The organism is Sorangium sp. So ce1153 (genome assembly GCF_051521595.1).
In the GTDB taxonomy this organism is placed as follows: Bacteria; Myxococcota_A; Polyangia; order Polyangiales; family Polyangiaceae; genus Sorangium.
In genome coordinates, this window is sequence record NZ_CP150361.1 from 8,581,987 (window position 1) to 8,601,697 (window position 19,711).

Annotated in this window: 13 protein-coding genes; 10 read left to right on the top strand and 3 right to left on the bottom strand. The window is 71.7% G+C overall.

Annotation, left to right across the window (positions count from 1 at the left end; translation table 11 throughout):
- Positions 1 to 31: 31 nt before the first annotated feature.
- The 6 genes from WME85_RS30825 (at position 32) to WME85_RS30850 (ending at position 9,084) form a co-directional block, all read left to right on the top strand.
- Positions 32 to 1,450 carry a hypothetical protein gene (locus WME85_RS30825; protein ID WP_437826458.1) on the top strand — a complete coding sequence of 473 codons (1,419 nt, stop codon included), beginning with the start codon at positions 32 to 34 and terminating at the stop codon, positions 1,448 to 1,450.
- Between the two features lie 220 nt (positions 1,451 to 1,670).
- Complete coding sequence (locus WME85_RS30830) at positions 1,671 to 2,165, top strand: AraC family transcriptional regulator (protein WP_437826459.1); 495 nt, start codon at positions 1,671 to 1,673, stop codon at positions 2,163 to 2,165.
- A gap of 219 nt (positions 2,166 to 2,384) precedes the next feature.
- A complete protein-coding gene (locus WME85_RS30835; RefSeq protein ID WP_437826460.1) occupies positions 2,385 to 3,509 on the top strand; it encodes a 3-oxoacyl-[acyl-carrier-protein] synthase III C-terminal domain-containing protein in 1,125 nt (374 codons plus the stop codon).
- The gene (locus tag WME85_RS30840) at positions 3,510 to 5,117 is read left to right on the top strand and encodes an FAD-dependent monooxygenase (RefSeq protein ID WP_437826462.1); all 1,608 of its coding nucleotides are present in this window, start codon (positions 3,510 to 3,512) and stop codon (positions 5,115 to 5,117) included.
- A 21-nt stretch (positions 5,118 to 5,138) separates the two neighbouring features.
- Positions 5,139 to 5,966: an aminoglycoside N(3)-acetyltransferase gene (locus tag WME85_RS30845; protein WP_437826464.1), complete on the top strand. Its 828-nt coding sequence runs from the start codon at positions 5,139 to 5,141 to the stop codon at positions 5,964 to 5,966.
- 919 nt (positions 5,967 to 6,885) lie between these two features.
- Positions 6,886 to 9,084 (top strand): cytochrome-c peroxidase, encoded by a 2,199-nt coding sequence (locus WME85_RS30850; RefSeq protein WP_437826466.1) that lies wholly within the window; start codon positions 6,886 to 6,888, stop codon positions 9,082 to 9,084.
- Positions 9,085 to 9,115: 31 nt separating this feature from the next.
- Here WME85_RS30850 and feoB read toward each other — a convergent pair whose 3' ends face one another.
- From feoB to WME85_RS30865, 3 genes are all read right to left on the bottom strand, one after another.
- A complete protein-coding gene (feoB, locus tag WME85_RS30855; RefSeq protein ID WP_437826468.1) occupies positions 9,116 to 11,065 on the bottom strand; it encodes a ferrous iron transporter B in 1,950 nt (649 codons plus the stop codon).
- Entirely contained in the window at positions 11,062 to 11,415 is a 354-nt protein-coding gene (locus WME85_RS30860) for a FeoA family protein (RefSeq protein ID WP_437826469.1), read from the bottom strand. The genes feoB and WME85_RS30860 overlap by 4 nt, the downstream gene beginning before the upstream one ends.
- 248 nt (positions 11,416 to 11,663) lie before the next feature.
- Positions 11,664 to 12,446: a TetR/AcrR family transcriptional regulator gene (locus WME85_RS30865; protein WP_437826471.1), complete on the bottom strand. Its 783-nt coding sequence runs from the start codon at positions 12,444 to 12,446 to the stop codon at positions 11,664 to 11,666.
- 313 nt (positions 12,447 to 12,759) lie between these two features.
- Here WME85_RS30865 and WME85_RS30870 point away from each other — a divergent pair, with 313 nt between their 5' ends.
- The 4 genes from WME85_RS30870 to WME85_RS30885 are packed head-to-tail and all read left to right on the top strand — an operon-like array spanning position 12,760 to position 19,589.
- Positions 12,760 to 13,596 carry an urea amidolyase associated protein UAAP1 gene (locus WME85_RS30870; RefSeq protein WP_437826473.1) on the top strand — a complete coding sequence of 279 codons (837 nt, stop codon included), beginning with the start codon at positions 12,760 to 12,762 and terminating at the stop codon, positions 13,594 to 13,596.
- The gene (locus WME85_RS30875; RefSeq protein WP_437826475.1) at positions 13,593 to 14,273 is read left to right on the top strand and encodes an urea amidolyase associated protein UAAP2; all 681 of its coding nucleotides are present in this window, start codon (positions 13,593 to 13,595) and stop codon (positions 14,271 to 14,273) included. Before WME85_RS30870 ends, WME85_RS30875 begins: the two co-directional genes overlap by 4 nt.
- Positions 14,270 to 18,040 carry a 5-oxoprolinase/urea amidolyase family protein gene (locus WME85_RS30880; protein ID WP_437826476.1) on the top strand — a complete coding sequence of 1,257 codons (3,771 nt, stop codon included), beginning with the start codon at positions 14,270 to 14,272 and terminating at the stop codon, positions 18,038 to 18,040. Before WME85_RS30875 ends, WME85_RS30880 begins: the two co-directional genes overlap by 4 nt.
- On the top strand, positions 18,033 to 19,589 hold the full coding sequence (locus WME85_RS30885) for an amino acid permease (RefSeq protein WP_437826478.1): 1,557 nt from the start codon (positions 18,033 to 18,035) through the stop codon (positions 19,587 to 19,589). The genes WME85_RS30880 and WME85_RS30885 overlap by 8 nt, the downstream gene beginning before the upstream one ends.
- Positions 19,590 to 19,711 lie beyond the last annotated feature (122 nt).

Here is a 19,711-nt window from a genome sequence, read left to right on the forward strand (position 1 = left end):
GCGCATAGACGCAGGGAAAGGAGACGCTGTGATGGACATACCCCATCCAGTCATCCTGCGACACAGAACGGCGCAAGAACTCCACGACGAATTCGTAAGAATATGGGGAGTTAAGCCTACCAGCGTGGTGATGCCAGTAGTCGCGCCAGACGGACTCTTGTTCCCATGCGACCAGTTGCCTGGCATAAAAATGTCGGAGTACGGTCGACCGGTAGAATTATATAAGGGATTTAGCGAATCATTGGAGGACTTCGCTCGCCTCGGATGCGGCATTCATCTCGTTCTCGACCCAACGATGTCTTTCATTCGCAGTGACGCCATGCACATCACCGACATCGTCGGAGAAAGCGCGGCACAACTCTGCATAGGAAACGGACGAGTTCGCGATCTCGTTGCAGCTGTGCTCGGGACCGGAGTGGACATCGCCTGCGACGTGGTGAAGAGCGCGAAGGTAAAACTCGAAGGGGTTGCCATCGATGCAGTTGATCTCTGGCCCATGGGTGCAAAAGACGAGCGGATCACACCGACATGCTTCTGCGATAGCTGCATCAAAGGTCTTGAACTGATGCACCCAGGGCTGACGACGAAGTTCAAAGATTTCCCGAATCCTTGGAATTTAGTCCTTAAGGACAGCGGCACCGGAATATCATTCATATCGAACATCCGGCCTAGCATGCTTGTAAGCGAGGTCGTGGGTCTCTCCCGGCAGCGTGGTTTTCATGTGGCCTTCGGCCAGAACGCCGGGGATCCGGTGCTGACGGGGCATGCTACCAACCTGCTACTTTATATCGAGGCGAAGCACGAGCACACCGTGCGTAGCCTTGACGACATATTTGACCAAGCCCTGCAGGATGTCGATAAGATCCTGGGATACCGTCCGAAGAGGATCATCATCATGGAGGGAACCAACTACGGATGGACGTCCGGATTGCAGTTAGGTCGCCTGGATCGGCCAGAAAGACATGGCGAAATCAGAACACCGGACGAGGTCTGGTTCGATCCGACGTCGTCAGAAACAATCACCGAGCACATCGACTTTAGATCCTACATGTGGGGACGCGCGCGCTATTACATCGACGCGTTTTTCTCTCTGGTCGCGCAGTCCACTGATCCGAGGCTTCGTTCAACGACTGGGATCGCATATTTATCAGAAGACGACGTGCGCCAATCCCTATACGATCGATTCAGCATGGCCATAGGATCAGCCTACGACTCTACATCTCTCATATCACTTCCAGATCTAAAATCGGAGGGGGCAAAAAGCCGACGACTCGGATTCGTCGGAGTTCCGCTGACGCGCAAAATCGGAGATGAGCTCATAAGAAGCCTTAACATTCAACCTGGCAAGAACCGGAAGCTGACATCGCGAACAGAATTTCCCGATCTCCTGGAGATCATTAAGCAAGTCCAGCAGATGAAACGTTCCAGAGCCGAGCCTGGCGATGACTGATCTTCTGGTCTCCTCGCGCAGGCACGAGGGGGCACAAGTGACTACGATAACAAAGGCTCTCTCAGTGATATTTGCGAGCACGACTGGAAGGGGGCCGCTTCTCGCTACCCGCCCGAGCCTTGTTGCGCTAAACTGCAGGACTTCTGGGGCTCGCAGCCAGCCTTCCACGGACCGATGACGAGCGCCTCGGCGGGACCCAACCTGGGTCGGGTCGCGTTCCATGGCGGACGAGGTGCTCAGGCGGCGCATCGGCGCCGCGACAGTGATGACGCGTCTCGCCGACGTCGTGATCACGAGGGTCGTCCGCGCGTGGGTCGAGTCGCGCACGGAGGACACCGAGGGCTGGCTCGCCGCGATACGAGACCCGCAGATCGGCCGCGCGCTCGCCGCGATCCACCGGCGCCCGGGCGAGCCGTGGTCGGTGGAGTCGCTCGCCGACGTCGCGAGGATGTCACGCTCGATCTTCTCGGAGCGCTTCGCGGCGGTGGTCGGCGTGCCGCCGGCGCGCTGCCTGGCGCGCTGGCGCATGCACGTCGCGAGCGGCTGGCTGCGCGACGACCGCGTGACCGTCGCCGAGGCGGCCGTGCGGCTCGGCTACGACTCCGAGGCGGCCTTCAGCCGCGCCTTCAAGCGGTTCTCGGGCGTGCCGCCGAGCGCCTTGCGGCGGCAGGGCCGCGACGAGGGGGCTCGCGTCGCGCGCGCGGCGGATCGCTGAGGGGAATGACACGAGCCATGCGGAAGCGCAGAAGCGCAGGCGTACTGGCACTTCCCGCGACGACCCAGGCCACCGATCGCTACCGATCGCTACCTCGTGAGCGAGGCGGGCGCGGGCGCTTGCAAAGCACGACGATGCCATGAGATGGTTCATCGTGGCCTGCGGATAGCGATGAGATTCGACGCGCTCGCGACGGGACGTGGCAAGGAGAACGCATAGATGAATATCACAATCGGCGCGATCGCGACCTTTCTCCCCGAGCCCGCCTACACCACGGACTGCCTGCTGGACGCGAGCGGCGGCAAGCTCTCTCCGGATCTGCGAGCGATGTTGCGGCGCCTGGGGGTCGATCAGCGCCATTCAATCCTGTCCAACTATCCGCAGGTTCTGTTTGAAGGCGCGACGCCCGAGTATTCCGTCCGCGGCACGGAGATGGCCGTCCGCGCGGCGCGCCGCTGTCTGGCCGAGGCGCGGTGCGATGCGACGGAGCTGGGGCTGGTGATCGCCGCCACCAACACCCCGTCGCGGCTGGTGCCGGGGCTGGTCTCCGACCTGTTCGCGCAGATGGCGGAGCTGCCGCGCGAGGCCATGAACCTGAGCCTGCAGGGGCAGGGTTGCTCGCCCTTGCTCAAGGCCGTCGATACCGCGCGCTGGTACTTGCAGGCGAACCCGGAGCGGCGGGTGCTGCTCGTCTGCATGGAGTCGACCACCGCCATGTCGCAGCCGCTGGCCGCGCCGCGCTACCTCTCCTTCAAGGAGGCGTGTACGCCGGACGAGGTACAGCGGACCGTCGATGTCCTCCATGGCTTCCTGTTCGCCGACGGGGCGGTCGCGCTGCTGTTGCAGGCCGACGGCCCCGGCCCGGCGTTCGGACCGACAACGCACCTGACCAACGACCAGCCCCTGGACGCTGAGCTCGGCCACATCGTGGGCGCCGGCAGCGACGCGCCGGCCATCCAGGGGCGGCCGGTGTACAAGCTCGGACCAGGGATCACCGAGCGCGGCACCTTCTACGCGCTCGACACGGTGCGCCGGCTGCTCGCCCACCCCGAATGCCCGATCCGCGCCGCGGACGAGGCCGACCAGGTCCTGATCCACACAGGCAGCCGCAAGATCCTCGACGGAATCTGCGGCAGACTTCAGCTCGGCTGCGGCGGCCAGCAGGTCGCCTCCTCGTACGAGGTCCTGGCCCGCCATGGCAACCTCACCGGGGCCTCGCTGGGCTTCATGCTCGCCGATGCGCTCCCGCGGGCGCGAGGTCCCATGCTGCTCGTGTCGTTCGGGCTGAGCTTCAGCGGCAGCGCCGGGATCCTGTTTCCACCCGCCGAGGCGCGGGTCGCGTAGATGGATCTGGACAGGGACAAGACCCCAGCCGTCCTGGTCGTGGGCGCTGGTCCAGTTGGCCTGGTCATGGCCGCGGAGCTCTCTCGCCACGGCATCCCCTGCCGCATCGTCGATCAGGGCGAGGGCGCGTCGAGCAAGTCGAAGGCCGTGTCGGTTCACGCCCGCACCCTCGAGATCTTCGAATCCATGGGTGTCATCGAAGAGGCGCTGCGGCGCGGCCGGCGGCTCGTCGGGCTGAGCTGGCACTCCGGGACGCGCCGCGTGGCGCACATCACCTTCGAGGGGATGGACACCCCTTACTCGTTCGAGCTGGGCATCGCGCAGGGCGACACCGAGCACATGCTGGCGGAGCACCTGCTGCGCCTCGGGATCCCGGTCGAGCGCCGGGTGCGGTTCGAGGGCCTGGAGCAGGACGCAGACGGCGTCACCGCGCGGCTGCGGCGCAGAGACGGGGCGCAGGAGACGCTGCGTGTCCCGTGGCTCATCGCCTGCGACGGCGCCCGCAGCGAGGTGCGCCACGTCCTCGGGTTCCCGTTCAAGGGCACGACCTACGAAGAACAAGGGCTGCACGCCGACGTACGCCTGACCTGGCCCTCCCACTTCCAGGCCCCGGCGGACCAGAACATCTTCTTCCTCGGCCCGCCCGGCTTCATGGCGGCGTTGCCCCTGGCCGCCGACGGACACTACCGCCTGGTCTTCCTGCTGCGTCCTGGCGACGGCATCAGCCGCGAAGCGACGCTGGAGAACCTCCAGGCGCAGGCCGCGGCGCGCGGGCCGGCCGGCGTGACTGTCCGCGATCCGGCCTGGATCGACACCTTCCGGATGCACTGCCGCATGGTCGATCGCTACCGCAGTGGGCGGGTGTTTCTGGCCGGAGACGCGGCGCACGTCCACAGCCCGTTCGGTGGCCAGGGCATCAGCCTGGGAATCCAGGACGCCTACAACCTCGCCTGGAAGCTGGCGCTGGTGATCCGCGGCGTCGGCCGGCCGGAGCTGCTCGATTCCTACGATGCCGAACGCCGGCCGCTGGCCGCAGAGACGCTGCGCAGCACCCACGCCACCACCCTGGCCATCCGGACCCTGTCCGCGCTGCGCCACCCCCTGGGCTGCGCGCTGCGCGACGGAGCCATCTCCTTCATCACCAGCAGGCCGCAGCTGAAAAGACAGGCCGGGCCGGCGCTGGGCATGCTCACCCGCAACTACCGCGGCAGCTCGCTGTGCGCCGAGGACTGGCCGGCGTCGCGGGGCACGCCAGGACTGGCGGCCGGGGACCGCGCGCCGGACACGGCGCCGCTCTCGCGCGGTCCGCGCCACACGCTGCTGCTGTTCACGGAGGGCAGGCTGGTGGACCTCGCGGAGGAGATCGGGCAGCGCCACGGCGAGGTGGTGGAGCCGGTCCTGGTGGTGCCGACGGCCGAACGCCCCGCGGCGCTGTCGGGCACTCCGCACCGTGTGGTGCTGGACGCGGACCGCGCGCTGCACCGCCGCTACGGGGCGCGCTCGGAGTGCCTGTACCTGATACGGCCGGACGGCTACATCGGCTACCGCAACCTGCCTGCGGATCGCGGCAAGCTGCGCGGATACCTGCGCCGCGTCTTCCTGACGTAGGCGGGCGACTCACGTGATGCCATGAGCGAAGAAAGCGAAGAAAAGGCCATCCAGCGCCGCCCGGACGCGCTCGTCACCCTCCCGTCGCTGGTCGAGGAGCTCGCGGCGCTGGGCGTCCAGCCCGGCATGGTCCTGCTGGTCCACTCGTCGCTGAGCAAGCTCGGCTGGGTCTCGGGCGGGCCAGTCGCGGTGATCCTGGCGCTCGAAGAGGTCCTGACCTCCGAGGGCACGCTGGTGATGCCGACGCATTCGGCCGGCCTCTCCGACCCGGCGCTCTGGCAGGCTCCGCCGGTGCCCGAGGCGTGGTGGGAGCCGATCCGGCAGACCATGCCGGCGTACGACCCGGACCTGACGCCAACGCGACAGATGGGCGTGATCCCCGAGACGTTCCGCAAGCAGCGCGGCGTGCGGCGCAGCGCGCACCCGCTCACGTCGTTCGCCGCCTGGGGCCGGCATGCAGAGCGGGTGACGGCGAACCACAGCCTCGCTTACGACCTCGGAGAAGGGTCGCCGCTGGCGCGCATCTACGAGCTCGGCGGCTGGGTGCTGCTGCTCGGCGTCGGCCACGGCAACAACACCTCGCTGCACCTGGCCGAGCACCGCGCCGACTTCCCGGGCAAGCGGATCGAGGTGCGCCACGCGCCCATCCTCGTCGACGGGGCGCGCCAGCGGGTCGCCTTCGACGACATCGCGACCGACGACGGGGATTTCGACCGGATCGGCGCCGATTTCGCGAGGGATACAGGTCTGGAGCGCCGCGGCCGCGTCGGCGCGGCGACCGCCCTGCTGATGCCGCAGCGGGCTCTGGTCGACTACGGGGTCGGGTGGATGCAGCGGCATCGCAGGTAGGGTCGCCGCGCGCCCTGGGGCACGCTGTCCCGGGCGAGGCGAGTGAATCCACACAGCGGCGGGTCAACAGCCCGCCTCCGCGGCCAGCCCCCCAAGCTCCGAGGCATGCTCTCGAATCTTCAGAAGATTCACAGGGAGGCGGGGAGACGGGGAGGCGGGGAGACAGGGAGACGGAGAGAGAGAGAAAAAAAAACTTGAAATACTCCTTGTCTTACCGCCTCCCTGCTCAATTTCCCCGCTGAAACGAGCGACGAAATAAAGGGATTTCTCAGCCCCAACCTGGATCGGATCGCGCCGCCGTCGCGGACGGCGGCGGTCCACCCTGGATGGGCCGCGCGACGCCGCGCCGTCGCGAACGCGGACACCGTCGCTCGCGCGGCGTCCTTCCCGTTCCTTCAACGCCTCCTCGAAGAGGGCAGTCCAGCCATCTCGCCTTGACCTCGATCGCCAGGCGCTCCGCGCTCGGGTCGCTCCTGCCTGCGATGCGGCATCGACGACATTGCCGCGGGCCGGTGGATGGGTCAGGGTTTCGGCGGCGCGCACGGCTGACCCTGCTCGGCGCGGCGCCGGGGCGAGGAGGGGATACGTCTTGCCTCGTCACCCCTCCTCGCCCGGTCCTCGACAGAGGCCGTCCTGTCCCTCGAATCCATCGCGCGGGCCGGTGCGCTCTCGCGACGCGAGGAGATCGCCGTGGCGAGAGGAGACGTCGATGCGCGCCCTGGACACGCGGTGTCCCTCTGAGGCTCGGATGAACTGAAGGAACTCGAACGACGAGGGGCGGAGCGCCGTCGAGCGTCCATGCTCGCGAGATCCGCTCATCGCCGGACGGACGAACAGGCCCGCGACTCGCGCCGTCGCGCGAGGGCGCCGGTTCGCGCCGCCCGGCATTCACTCGCGCAGCAGCGAAGGAGGTTTCCTCGTGATCGCTAGAGCTTGTTCTGGCGGCCCGCGCACGCGCGGGCTCGGGGCGGTGATCGCCGGCACCCTGGTGGGCTTGTCGATGACCGCCGGCTGCTCGGAGGGGCACTTCGAGCCCGAGGGCTCGGGGGGAAACGAGCCTCAGGGCTCGGCGGGACAGGGGCCTCAGGGCTCGGGGGGACAGGGGCCTCAGGGCTCGGGGGGCGCAGATCCCGGACCGGGATCGTCGCTCGCGGCGGGCGGGTCATCGCCGCCTGTCGCGCCCGGGAGCGGCGAGCCGCCGCCGTCGTATCCGCCGGACGACGCCGCGGCGCCCGCGCCGGTCCATCCGCCGCCGACCATCGGGTCGCTCCGGGGCGTCCGCGTCCCGGAGCCGGACAACCTGTCTCGCTACGTCAAGGACCGGGAGAAGGCCGTCGCGCTCGGGAAGGCGCTCTTCTGGGACATGCAGGCGGGCAGCGACGGCGTGGCGTGCGCGACGTGCCACTTCCACGCGGGCGCCGATCACCGCAAGAGAAACCAGCTCAGCCCCGGGCTCGCCAACCAGGACCCCGAGCGGCGCGAGCGGTTCGACTCCCTGGCGTCGGGCTCGAGGGGCGGACCGAACTTCGCGCTCCAGGCGAGCGACTGGCCGCTCTTCCGCCTCGCCGACCCGGACGACCGCGAGTCGGACGTCCTGTTCCAGACCGATGACGTCGTCTCCTCACAAGGCGTGTTCCACGCCCGCTTCAACGCCGTCGTGCGCGGGGACGCAAAGGACGACTGCACGCTGCTGCCGGACATCTTCCAGGTGCAAGGGCTGAACGTGCGGCGCGTCGAGCCGCGGCACACGCCCACGGTGATCAACGCCGCGTTCAACTACCGCAATTTCTGGGACGGACGCGCGAACAACCATTTCAACGGAGTGAACCCCTTCGGCAGGCGAGACCCGGACGCCGCCGTCCACGCCCTGCGCGACGGCGTGCTGGTCCGCGAGGAGGTCGACCTGGACAACTCGAGCCTCGCGTCGCAGGCGGTCGGCCCGCCGCTCAGCCCCTTCGAGATGTCGTGCGAGGGCAGGACGTTCCCCGACATCGGCAGGAAGCTGTTGAAGCTGAGGCCGCTCGCAGGTCAGGGCGTGGATCCCACCGACAGCGTCCTCGGAGCGCTGCGCCACCCGAGCGGAAATGGACTCGCGCCTTCCTATCGGGAGCTCATCGAGGGGGCCTTCGCGGACGCGTACTGGCGCCCGGACCAGCGCATCGACGACCGGCCCCTCGTGGAGGCGAACTTCTCGCTGTTCTGGGGCCTCGCCATCCAGCTCTACGAGGCCACGCTCGTGTCCGACGACACCCGGTTCGACCGCTTCGCCGACGGGGACAGCGCCGCGCTGAGCGACAAGGAGCGCGCGGGTCTCGCGATCTTCGAGGGCAAGGGCAAGTGCATCAACTGCCATCGTGGCCCCGAGCTCACCGGCGCCGCCACCCACCTGCAGGACGAGGCCGAGGAAGGCGGGTTGATCGAGCGAATGCTGATGGGGGACGGCCGCCCCGCGCTCTACGACAACGGCTTCTACAACATCGGCGTCCGGCCGACCGAGGAAGACGTGGGTGTCGGAGGCCTCGACCCCTTCGGCAATCCGCTCTCGTTCACGCGGCAAGGCGAGCGCCTCGCCGCAGGCCAGGACGTCCCGGATCCCTTCCGCATCGACCCGGCGTCGTTCGAGGTCGCTCCAGGCGCGCCGATCGACAGGCGCGAGCGCGACGCGGTCGACGGCGCCTTCAAGGTCCCGACCCTCCGGAACGTCGCGCTGACAGGCCCCTATTTCCACAATGGCAGCGCGCTGACGCTCGCGCAGGTCGTTGAATTCTATAACCGCGGCGGCAACCGGCGCGACAGGGAGGACGGCGATACGACGGGGTTCGGGCCCAACCGGACGAACCTCGATCCGGACATCCAGCCGCTCGGGCTGACGGACGGCGAGAAGGAGGCGCTGGTGGCGTTCCTGGAGGCGCTCACGGACGAGCGGGTCCGGTTCGAGCAGGCGCCGTTCGATCACCCGCAGCTCTTCGTCGCCGACGGCCACTTCTGGAACGAGTGGACCGCGGTCGACGACGGCACCGGCCGCGCGCGCGAGAAGATCAAGGAGATCCCGGCGGTCGGCGCCGAGGGGCGCAGGGCGAAGAACCTGCCCGGGCTCGAGCCGTTCAGCCCGCTCTGAGCGCCGCCGTCCCGGTCCTGGAACGGTCAGGTCACGGGAGCCCGAGCAGCCCGCTGACCTGATAGGCGACGAACGCGGCGGCGTACGCCGCCGCGTAGCTGTAGGCGAGGACGAACGCCGGCCAGCGCCACGTCTTCGTCTCGCGGCGGATCGCCGCCACGGTGCTCATGCACTGGCAGGCCAGGACGAAGAACGCGAGCAGCGCGATGCCCGTGCGCATCGTGTACGCGGGCGAGCCGTCCGGGCGCTTCGCGTCGCGGATCTGCGCCGCGAGGGGCGCCGGCTCGTCCTCCGCGTCCTCGATGCCGAAGATGATCCCCATCGTCCCGACCATGACCTCGCGCGCGCCGAACGAGCCGATGAGGCTGACGTTGATGCGCCAGTCGAAGCCGAGCGGGGCGGTGATCGGCTCGAGCGACCGCCCGACGCCGCCGGCGATGCTCGACGCGACCGGGGTGGGCGCAGGCTCGCTCGCGGCGGCCGGCGGCTCCGCAGGCACGGCGCCCGGCATCGGGACCTGGAGCAGCACCCACAGGACGGCCGAGACGGCCAGGATCACGGTCCCGACGTCCCGCATGAACCGCCCCGCTGTCTGCGCCGCCTTGCGGGCGATGAAGCCCAGCTGAGGGGTGCGGTAGGCCGGCATCTCGAGCACCAGCGGCAGCGAGCGCCCGCGGGTCGCCGTGCGGCGGAGCGCGAGCGAGGCGACGAGGCTGGCGAGGATCCCGCAGAAGTAGAGCCCGACGAAGAGCAGCGCCTGCACCCACGCGCCGTACGCGGCGAAGAAGGTGGTCAGGATCAGCGCGTAGGTGGGGATGCGGGCCGAGCAGGTCATCAGCGGCAGCACGAGGATCGCCGTGAGGCGCTCGCGCGGGTCGCGGATGATGCGCGTCGCGTGCACCGCGGGGACGGCGCACGCGTGCCCCATCAGGAGGGGGAGGAACGACCGGCCGCTCAGACCGAGCAGCTGGAGCAGCCGGTCGACGAGGAACGCGCCGCGCGCGAGGTACCCGCTCGCCTCGAGCAGCTCCATCGCGATGGTGAGGATCACGATCTGCGGCATGAAGGCGAGCACCGTCCCCGCGCCGCCGAGCAGCCCGTCCACGAAGAACGAGGCGATGAGCCCGCCGCCGAGCGCGCCGGACACGGCGCTCCCGAGCTGGCCGAGCGCCGCGTCGAGGACCTCGGTGACCGGGGAGGCGACCAGGAACACGGCGGCGAAGCAGAGCGCCATGAGCGCCAGGAACAGGAAAGGACCGGCCACCGGGTGGAGCAGCACGGCGTCCGCGCGCGCGGTGAACGTCCGCCTCCGCTCGGCGGCGGCGTCGCGGACGGCCCCGTCGACGTACGCGGCGCGCGCGACGGCGTCCGGGTCCCACACCGGCGGCTCGGCGCCCGGCGCCGGCCCCGCTAGGCGCGCGCGGATCGCCTCGAGGACGGCGCCGCGCGCGCCCGGGTCCCTGGCGCTCACGAGCAGCACGGGCAGGCCGACGGCGCGCTCGATGGCGCCGAGATCGAGCGCGCGGCCCTCGCCCTCGAGCACGTCGCGCTGCGTGGCCACGACGAGCGGCGCGAGCCCGCGCCGCACGAGCTCGCGCGTGAGCCGCAGGCCGAGCGCGAGCTGCGTCGCGTCCAGCACCTGGACCACGAGGCTCGCGCGCCCGCCCTCGCGGGCGCGGTCGAGGAAGCGGCGCGCGACGCCCTCGTCGGTCGCAGGGTCGACGACGGACTCGACGGAGTAGAGCCCGGGCAGATCGGCCACCGTCACGACCGGTCCGCCGGAGAGGCGGACATCGGTGGTGAGGATGTCGACGGTGATGCCGGGGAAGTTGCCGACGTGCGCGCTCCCGCCGGTCAGGCGGTTGAAGAGCGACGACTTGCCCGAGTTCGGCCGCCCGAGCAGCACGACGATCGGCTGCCCGGCGCTGCCCTGCAGGAGGACCGGGCGCGCCGGGGGCGCGCCGGCGCAGTGGGAGGTCACGCGCGTCGCCCCTGCGAGGTCACGGGCGCGACCAGGATCGAGCGCGCGAGCGCCGCGTCGATCGCGAACTCGCCGCCCGAGCCCGCGCGCACGTGGATGGGTCCGCCGAACGCGGCCCGCCTCAGCACCGTGAGCGTCTGGCCGGGGCCGATCCCCATGGCCTCGAGCCACCCGGCGAGGTCGGCATCGAGGCTCACCTCGACCACGAGCGCCGGGTCGCCGGCGCGCAAGGCGGCGAGCTGGCCCGCGGTCGTCGCGGCGCGCTCCTCGCGTTGCGGGGCGGCCACGCCCGCCGGAGCCAGCGGTGAGGAGAGGAGCGGGTTCTTGGGAGACGAGACGTCCGAGGTCATCGCCATAGATGATATTGAAAACCTAATTCACTCGCCACCTGCCTGTAACCCCTCCGGGCGAATGACTGCCGCGCTCGGCTGTGGGTGGTGCTGTCATTTGCCCAGAGAGGGTTCACATGAAGGCGGTAAGGCGGGAAGATCATTGAGATTTTCTTCCCGCCTTACCGCCTTCATGTTCAAATGACAGCACTACACCGCCTTCATGTTCAAATGACAGCACTACCCGGCGGTGCTCCGCCTGTCCCTGCTCACCGCTCTCCTGCCGCCCTCTTCCGGAGCGCCGCGAGCCGCGACGGCCGCGCCAGGAGCCCGCCGACCGTCTGGTCCGCGACGAGCTCCGCGATCTGCGCCGTCCGGTACCCCAGCGCCGCCGGATCGCTCGCGGCGAGCGGATGGACCCGCCCCGCCCCCTCCGGCCGATACCAGTTCTGCACGCTCTCGTCCTGCGCCAGCACCGTGAGCGCGCACAGGTAGGCGTCCACCGCGCGGAACTTCCCCTCCCCCACCCCGCGCCCCACGAACGCGGCCACGGCCTCGGTCAGCGCGCGCCGCTCGGCCCAGTACGTCGCGAAGGCCGCCGGATCCCGCTCGCTGAAGCGGTGGATCTCCGTGATCTCCAGCGGGAAGCCGCACACCGTCTCCACGTCGAAGCGCACGAAGCGCCAGAGCTGCACGTCCGCCGTCCCGCCGCTCTCCTCGAGCGCCCGCGCGTAGGAGAGCGGCAGCCGGTTCACCTGCTGCAGGATCTCCGCGACGATCAGCTCCTTGCGCCGGTACCAGTAGTACAGCGACGACTGCCGGAGCCCCGCCGCCTCCGCGATCTCGAGCATCGACACCTCGACGACCCCCCGCTCCGCGAAGAGCCGGCCCGCCGCCGCCAGGATCTGCTCGCGCGGCGCGAGCTCGCTGCGCTGCGGCGCCTTTCGCGGCCGGCCCATGCGGCGCGGGCTCCCCTCGACGCGCGGCCTTCCTTCAGGGCTCTGCCGTCCTTCGGCCTTCTCGGGAGGGGGCATGTCGGTCTTCATCATCATCCCGGGGTGGCCTTGTCGCCGTCGCGCTCGTGAATCCGCGCTCGCGTCCCTGCGCCGTCCGCTCTTCCAGTGCGGTGCTCGCACGTCAACACGCGAAGAATACAAACCGCCACGGCGCCAAGGACGCCACGAAGCGATTTTTCGGGTTTGCTCGATGCCCGGCGGTGTTCTTCACCCGGGTTGGGGGGACCGATGCCGGCGCCCGGGAAAAAACGCGCGCGCCCCGCAATTCACCCCCGGGAAACAGACCGGAAACCCGGCCCCCGGATAGTCGTCCCGTTGTTTCGATTCTCTATCGAAAGTGAGGCGGGCGATGTCTGAAACGGCCACAACGTACGCCGCGCGCGCGCACGCGCGCGCCCAGGAAGGCAGCGTCGTCGAGACGCAACCCACGGTGCCGAGCACGTCGATCAGCGACCCGCCCGCAGGGGTGGAGTCGCGCGACGTCCTCTGGGAGGAGACCCTCGGCGCCGGCGGCTACGCCGCGCGCGCCCTCCCCGTCGGCAGCCGGATCCGGCTCGTCGACATCGAGGGCGACACCTGCGTCGCGCTCGTGCTCCACCGCGCGGACCGCCCCATCGAGCGGCTCTGCCTCCCCGACACGGTGAAGCTCCAGTGGCAGGCCTATCCCGGCCCCGGCTACCTGCTCCTCTCGGACATGGGGCGCGTCCTCGCCTCGCTCCTCGAGGACACCGCGGGCCACCACGACACCTTCTGCGGCACCTCGCTCCCGGCCGAGATCGCCGCACGCCACGGCAGCGGCGCCCTGCGCTCCGGCCGCGAGCGGCTCCTCCTCGCCCTCGCCAAGCACGGCCTCGCCGAGCGGGACCTGCCCACGCCCATCAACCTGTTCAAGGGCGTCCGCATCGAGGCCGACGGCGCGATCACCTTCCTGCCCGCCTCGTCCCGCCCGGGCGCCCACGTGCTCCTCCGCGCCGAGCAGGACGTGCTCTTCAGCGTCGCCGTGGTGCCGCACCGGCTCGACCCGCGCCCCGCCTACCGCGCCGGCAAGGTCCGCGTCACCGCCTGGCGCGGCCGCCCGGCCGCCGCCGACGACCCGGCGCGGACCGCCACGCCCGAGGCGCGCCGCGCCTTCGAGAACACCGCCGAGGAGCTCGCCCTCGCCGTCCGGACGGGAGGCGCGCGATGATCCCCGCCGTCCCCGCCGCAGGGTTCAAGCCGGTCGCGGCCCTGAACGACGCCGCCCTCGCCGGGCTGTCCGGCTCGCTCGTCTCCGACGAGGTCGTCCCCGCGCGCGCGCCGTGGGCGAAGGTCGTCCGCGCCGGCGAGGTGCTGCGCATCATCGACCTCGAGGGCAACCAGGCCGTCGACTTCCTCGCCTACGCCCTCGCCGACACGGCCGAGCGCTACAGCGCCGCCGAGACCATCGTCGCCCAGCGCAACATCTTCCTCACCACCGGCGCGCAGCTCCGCTCGAACCGCGGCCGCACGATGATGACCCTCGTCGGCGACACCTGCGGCCGGCACGACACCTCGGGCGGCGCCTGCTCGTGCGAGTCGAACACCGTCCGCTACGGCCACCACACCAAGCACCAGTACGCCTGCGTCGAGAACTTCCTCATGGCCGCCGCGCCGTACGGCCTCGGCAAGCGCGACCTCGTCGGCAACATCAACTGGTTCATGAACGTGCCCGTCGAGGCCGACGGCACCCTCGGCATCGTCGACGGCCTCTCGGCGCCCGGGAAGCACGTCGACCTCAGGGCGGAGCTCGATCTGCTGCTGCTCGTCTCGAACTGCCCGCAGATCAACAACCCCTGCAACGCCTTCAACCCGACGCCGATCCGCGCCGTGGTGGTGCGTCCATGAGCGCCGCCGCCCCGCCGTTCCGGCGCGTCCTCGTCGCCAACCGCGGCGAGATCGCCTGCCGGATCATCCGCACCCTGCGGCGCCTCGGCGTCGCGTCGGTCGCCGTGTTCTCCGACGCCGACCGCGCCGCGCTCCACGTGCGCCTCGCCGACCACGCCGTCCGCCTCGGCGGCCAGACGCCCGCCGAGAGCTACCTGCGCGCGGCCGCCGTGGTCGACGCCGCCCGCGCAGCCGGCGCCGACGCCGTGCACCCGGGCTACGGATTCCTGAGCGAATCCGAGGACTTCGCCCGAGCGGTGGAGGGCGCTGGGCTCGTCTTCATCGGGCCGACGCCGGCCCAGATGGAGGCGTTCGGGAGCAAGCACCGGGCGCGCGAGATCGCCGTCGAGGCGGGCGTGCCGCTCCTGCCGGGCACCGGCGTGCTCCGGGACGCGGACCACGCCGCCGCCGAGGCCGCGGCCGTCGGCTACCCCGTGCTGCTCAAGGCGAGCGCCGGCGGCGGCGGCATCGGCATGGCCCGCTGCGATGAGCCGGCGGAGCTCCCCGCCGCGTTCGAGCGCGTGCAGCGCCTCGCCCGCTCGAACTTCGGCTCGGGCGAGGTGTTCCTCGAGCGCTTCCTCGCCGCGCCCCGGCACGTCGAGGTCCAGATCGCCGGCGACGGCCGCGGGGACGTCCTCGTCCTCGGCGACCGCGACTGCTCGGTGCAGCGGCGCAACCAGAAGGTCATCGAGGAGGCGCCCGCGCCCGACCTGCCGGCCGCGCTGCGCCGCGCCCTCGCGGAGTCGGCGCGCGCGCTCGCCGCGAAGGTCGCCTACCGCAACGTGGGCACGGTCGAGTTCCTGGTCGATCCGGCCCGCGCGGAGCACTACTTCCTCGAGGTCAACACGCGCCTCCAGGTCGAGCACGGCGTGACCGAGCTCTGCGCCGGCGTCGACCTCGTCGAGTGGATGCTGCGCATCGCCGCGGGCGACACGGCGTTCTTCGCCGGCGGCGACCCGCCGCTCCGCGGCCACGCGATCGAGGCCCGGCTCTACGCCGAGGACCCGGCGCGCGGGTTCCTGCCGAGCGCGGGGCTGCTCACCGAGGTGAGCTACCCCGAGGGCGAGGGCGTGCGGGTCGACGGGTGGGTCGAGACGGGGACCGAGGTGTCGGCGCTCTACGACCCGCTCCTGGCGAAGCTCCTCGTGCGCGGCGCGGACCGGGCCGCCGCCGTCGCGGCGCTGCGCGACGCCGTCGGGGAGACGCGGCTCGGCGGGATCGAGACCAACCGGGAGTGGGTCGCGGCGGCGCTCGACCACCCGGACTTCCGCGGGGTCCGCCACCACACGGGCACGTTCGCGGCGCTGCCGTTCCGCCCGCCGACGGTCGAGGTGACCGCGGCGCCGGGCGCCGTGACGGTGCAGGACTGGCCCGGGCGGCTCGGGCTGTGGTCGGTCGGCGTGCCGCCGAGCGGGCCCATGGACGACCTCTCCTTCCGCCTCGGCAACCGCGTCGTGGGCAACCCGGCCGGCGCCGCGGGGCTCGAGTGCGAGGTGCACGGGCCCACGCTGGTGTTCCACCGGCGCGCGGTCCTGTGCGTCGCGGGCGCCGCGATGCGGGTGCTGGTCGACGGGGTCGAGGTGGCGCCGTGGACGCCGGTCGAGGTCGCGCCGGGCGCCACCGTGGCCTGCGGGCCGGTGCGGGGGCCGGGCGCGCGCGCGTACCTGCTGCTGCGCGGCGGCGTCGACGTGCCGGCGCACCTCGGCAGCCGCGCCACGTTCACCCTCGGCGGCTTCGGCGGCCACGCCGGCAGGCCGCTGCGCCCCGGCGACGTGCTGCGCCTCGGCGAGGAGACCGACCCCGCGCTCGCCCCCGGCGCGCTGCCGCCCGAGGCGCGGCCGGCGATCGGCAAGGCGTGGGAGCTCGCCGTGCTCGACGGGCCGCACGGGGCGCCGGACTTCCTCACGCGCGAGGGGATCGAGCAGCTCTACGAGGCCGAGTGGGAGGTCCACTACCACTCGGCCCGCACCGGCGTCCGCCTCGTCGGGCCCGCGCCGAGGTGGGCGCGCACCGACGGCGGCGAGGCGGGGCTGCACCCCTCGAACCTGCACGACAACGCCTACGGGATCGGCGCGGTCGACCTCACCGGCGACATGCCCGTCATCCTGGGACCCGACGGCCCGAGCCTGGGCGGCTTCGTCTGTCCGCTGACGGTCGCCGCGGCCGAGCGGTGGAAGCTCGGCCAGCTGAGCGCCGGGGACAAGGTGCGATTCCGGTCGATCGTGCCCGCGGAGGCGGACGCGCTCGCGCGGCTGGCCGACGCGCTCGTGGCGCGGCGAGGGCTCGCGGGCGGCGCTGACGGCGGCGCGGCGAGCCACGCGCACGGCGCGAATGGCGCGAACAACGGCGCCAACGGCGCGCACAACGGCGCGGACGGCGCGCACAACGGCGCGGACGGCGTCGCGGCGAGCCACGCGCACATCGCGGCGCCGAGCGCCCCGCGGCGGCCGCGCGGCGAGCCGGTGCTCGGCCGCGTGCCGGCGCGCGACGACCGGCCCGCTGTCGTCTTCCGCCAGAGCGGCGACCGCTACGTGCTCGTCGAGTTCGGCCCGCCGGTCCTCGACATCGACCTGCGCGTGCGCGCGCACCTGCTCATGACCCGGCTCGAGGAGCTGCGCGTGCCCGGCGTCGTCGACCTCACCCCCGGCATCCGCTCGCTCCAGGTGCACGTCGACGGCGCGAAGCTCACCGTCCCGAGGGCGCTCGACCTGCTCCGCGAGGTCGAGGCGGACCTGCCCGCCCCGGCCGAGGTCCGGATCCCGAGCCGCGTCGTACACATGCCGCTCAGCTGGGACGACCCGGCGACGCGCGAGGCGATCGCGCGCTACGAGCGCACGGTCCGCGACGACGCGCCCTGGTGCCCGAGCAACCTGGAGTTCATCCGCCGGGTCAACGGGCTGTCGAGCATCGACGCGGTCCAGGAGATCTTCCTCGCGGCGAGCTACCTCGTGCTCGGGCTCGGCGACGTGTACCTCGGCGCGCCGGTCGCGACGCCGCTCGATCCGCGGCACCGGATGGTGACGACCAAGTACAACCCGGCGCGCACGTGGACGCCCGAGAACGCCGTCGGCATCGGCGGCGCGTACCTGTGCATCTACGGGATGGAGGGCCCGGGCGGCTACCAGTTCCTCGGGCGCACGGTGCCGGTCTGGAGCCGCCACCGGCCGTTCCGGCAGACGACGCGCGAGGCGCCGTGGCTCTTGCGCTTCTTCGACCAGCTGCGCTTCCACCTCGTGTCGCCGGAGGAGCTGCTCGAGCTCCGCGCCGACATGGTGGCCGGGCGCGGCGAGGTGCGCGTCGAGGAGACGACGTTCGACCTGGGCGCGCACCGCCGGTTCCTCGCGGACAACGCGCAGGGCATCCGCGCGGCGCAGGCGCGGCAGCGGGCGGCGTTCGACGCCGAGCGCGGCCGCTGGGAGGCGGACGGCGAGTTCGACCGCGTGCGCCGCGCGGGCGCCCGCCTCGAGGTCGCCTCGTCCGCCGACGACGACGCGATCCCGGCCGGGATGCTGCCGGTGACGGCGCCGCTGACCGCGTGCGTGTGGAAGGTCGACGTGGCGCCGGGGCAGCGCGTCGAGGCGGGCCAGCGCGTGGCCGTGCTCGAGGCGATGAAGATGGAGTTCGCCGTGGTGGCCGACGTGGCCGGAGCGGTCGACTGGATCGGCTGCCGGCCGGGCCAGATGGTCAGCGCGGGCCAGCCGCTCGTGGGGGTGTCGGCCCATGCTTGACCCGATCTCGACAGGGGCCCCGCGCAGCGACGCCGAGGACCTCGCGCGCCTGGGCTACCGGCAGGAGCTTCGGCGGGACCTCGGCAGCCTGTCGGCCTTCGCGGCGGGCTTCTCGTACGTCTCGATCCTCACGACCGTCTTCCAGCTGTTCGTGATCGGGTACGCCTTCGGGGGCACCCGGTTCTTCTGGACCTGGCCGGTGGTCTTCCTCGGCCAGCTCGCCGTCGCGCTCAACCTCGCCGAGGTGGGCTCGCACTACCCCGTGGCGGGCTCGGTGTACCAGTGGGGGCGCCGCGTCGCGACCGGCTTCCCCGGGTGGCTCGCGGGCTGGCTGAAGCTCATCGGCGACGTCGTGAGCGTGGCGGCGGCGGCGATCGCGCTGCAGGCGATCTTGCCGAGCGTGTGGGGCGGGTTCCAGCTGCTCGGGGGCGACCCGTCGCTCACGTCGCGCGACGGCGCGGCGAACGCCGCGCTGCTCGGCGCGGGGCTCATCGTGCTGACGACGGCGATCAACCTGGCCGGGGTGAAGGCCATGGCTTACGTCAACGACGTCGGCGTGATGGCGGAGCTCGGCGGCGTGGTCCTGCTGATCGGGGCGCTGTTCCTGCACGCGGTGCGGGGCCCCGAGGTGGTGCTCGAGCCCGTGCACGGGCCGCCGTCGTCGCTCGGCACGGGGGTGGCCGGCCTGCTCGCGGCCGCGCTGATGCCGGCGTACGTGCTGTACGGCTTCGACTCGGCCGGGTCGCTGGCCGAGGAGACGCGCCAGCCGCGGCGGATCATCCCGCGGGCGATCCTGAAGGCGATCGTGGCCTCGGGGGTGGGCGGCGCGCTGCTCATCCTGGCGGCGCTGATGGCGGCGCCGAGCCTCACGGACGGCCGCCTCTCCACGGACGGCCTGGCCTACGTGGTCGTCAGCGCCCTCGGCCCGACGCTGGGCAAGGTGTTCCTCGTCGACGTGGCGCTGGCCGTGTGCGTCTGCACGCTGGCGATCCAGACCGGCGCCTCGCGCCTGGCCTTCTCGATGGCGCGCGACGGCGCGCTGCCGTGCGCGCCGGCGCTGGCGCGCGTGTCGGCGCGGACGAAGACGCCCGTGGCCCCGGCGATCGTGGTCGGCGCGCTCGCGTGCGGCATGCTCGTCGTGAACTACGGCGAGGCGCAGCTCTTCGTGCTCATCACCGAGACGGCCGTGCTCCTCGTGAACCTCTCGTACCTGCTCGTGACGGCGGGGATGCTCGCCCGCCGCCTGCGCGGGTGGCCGGGCCGCCCGGAGGCCGCGTCCGGGGTGTTCTCCCTCGGGCGGGCCGGGCTCGCGCTGAACGTGGCGGCCGTGGCGTGGGGGGTCGCGCTCATCGTCAACATCGCGTGGCCGCGGCACGACGGCGGCGGGGCGCCGTGGCTGGAGTATTTCCCGGTGATCGGGGTCGCCGGCGCCGCGGTCGCCGGGCTCGGGGTGTTCGTCGCGATGCAGAGGCCGAGCGAGGGGCGGGGCGCGCGCGGCGCCCTCGCGGCGCGGGAGACGAGCTCGGCGCAGATTGACATCCTGACGTGACCGCCAGGCCCATTGGCGCGGGCGCGGGGTTCGCGCCGCCCAGGCCCATTGGCGCGGGCGCGGGGCTCGCGCCGGGGGCCCGGCGCCCGCGCTCGCCAGCGGCCGGACGCTGGGACTCCCCG

What these genes read in the sequence shown, in the direction of transcription:
- WME85_RS30885 (WP_437826478.1), top strand. Translation starts at nt 18,033, where the DNA reads ATGCTTGACCCGATCTCGACAGGGGCCCCGCGCAGCGACGCCGAGGAC.
- WME85_RS30845 (WP_437826464.1), top strand. Translation starts at nt 5,139, where the DNA reads ATGAGCGAAGAAAGCGAAGAAAAGGCCATCCAGCGCCGCCCGGACGCG.
- WME85_RS30840 (WP_437826462.1), top strand. Translation starts at nt 3,510, where the DNA reads ATGGATCTGGACAGGGACAAGACCCCAGCCGTCCTGGTCGTGGGCGCT.
- WME85_RS30860 (WP_437826469.1), bottom strand. Translation starts at nt 11,415, where the DNA reads ATGACCTCGGACGTCTCGTCTCCCAAGAACCCGCTCCTCTCCTCACCG.
- WME85_RS30835 (WP_437826460.1), top strand. Translation starts at nt 2,385, where the DNA reads ATGAATATCACAATCGGCGCGATCGCGACCTTTCTCCCCGAGCCCGCC.
- WME85_RS30870 (WP_437826473.1), top strand. Translation starts at nt 12,760, where the DNA reads ATGTCTGAAACGGCCACAACGTACGCCGCGCGCGCGCACGCGCGCGCC.
- WME85_RS30830 (WP_437826459.1), top strand. Translation starts at nt 1,671, where the DNA reads ATGGCGGACGAGGTGCTCAGGCGGCGCATCGGCGCCGCGACAGTGATG.
- WME85_RS30825 (WP_437826458.1), top strand. Translation starts at nt 32, where the DNA reads ATGGACATACCCCATCCAGTCATCCTGCGACACAGAACGGCGCAAGAA.
- WME85_RS30865 (WP_437826471.1), bottom strand. Translation starts at nt 12,446, where the DNA reads ATGATGATGAAGACCGACATGCCCCCTCCCGAGAAGGCCGAAGGACGG.
- WME85_RS30880 (WP_437826476.1), top strand. Translation starts at nt 14,270, where the DNA reads ATGAGCGCCGCCGCCCCGCCGTTCCGGCGCGTCCTCGTCGCCAACCGC.
- WME85_RS30875 (WP_437826475.1), top strand. Translation starts at nt 13,593, where the DNA reads ATGATCCCCGCCGTCCCCGCCGCAGGGTTCAAGCCGGTCGCGGCCCTG.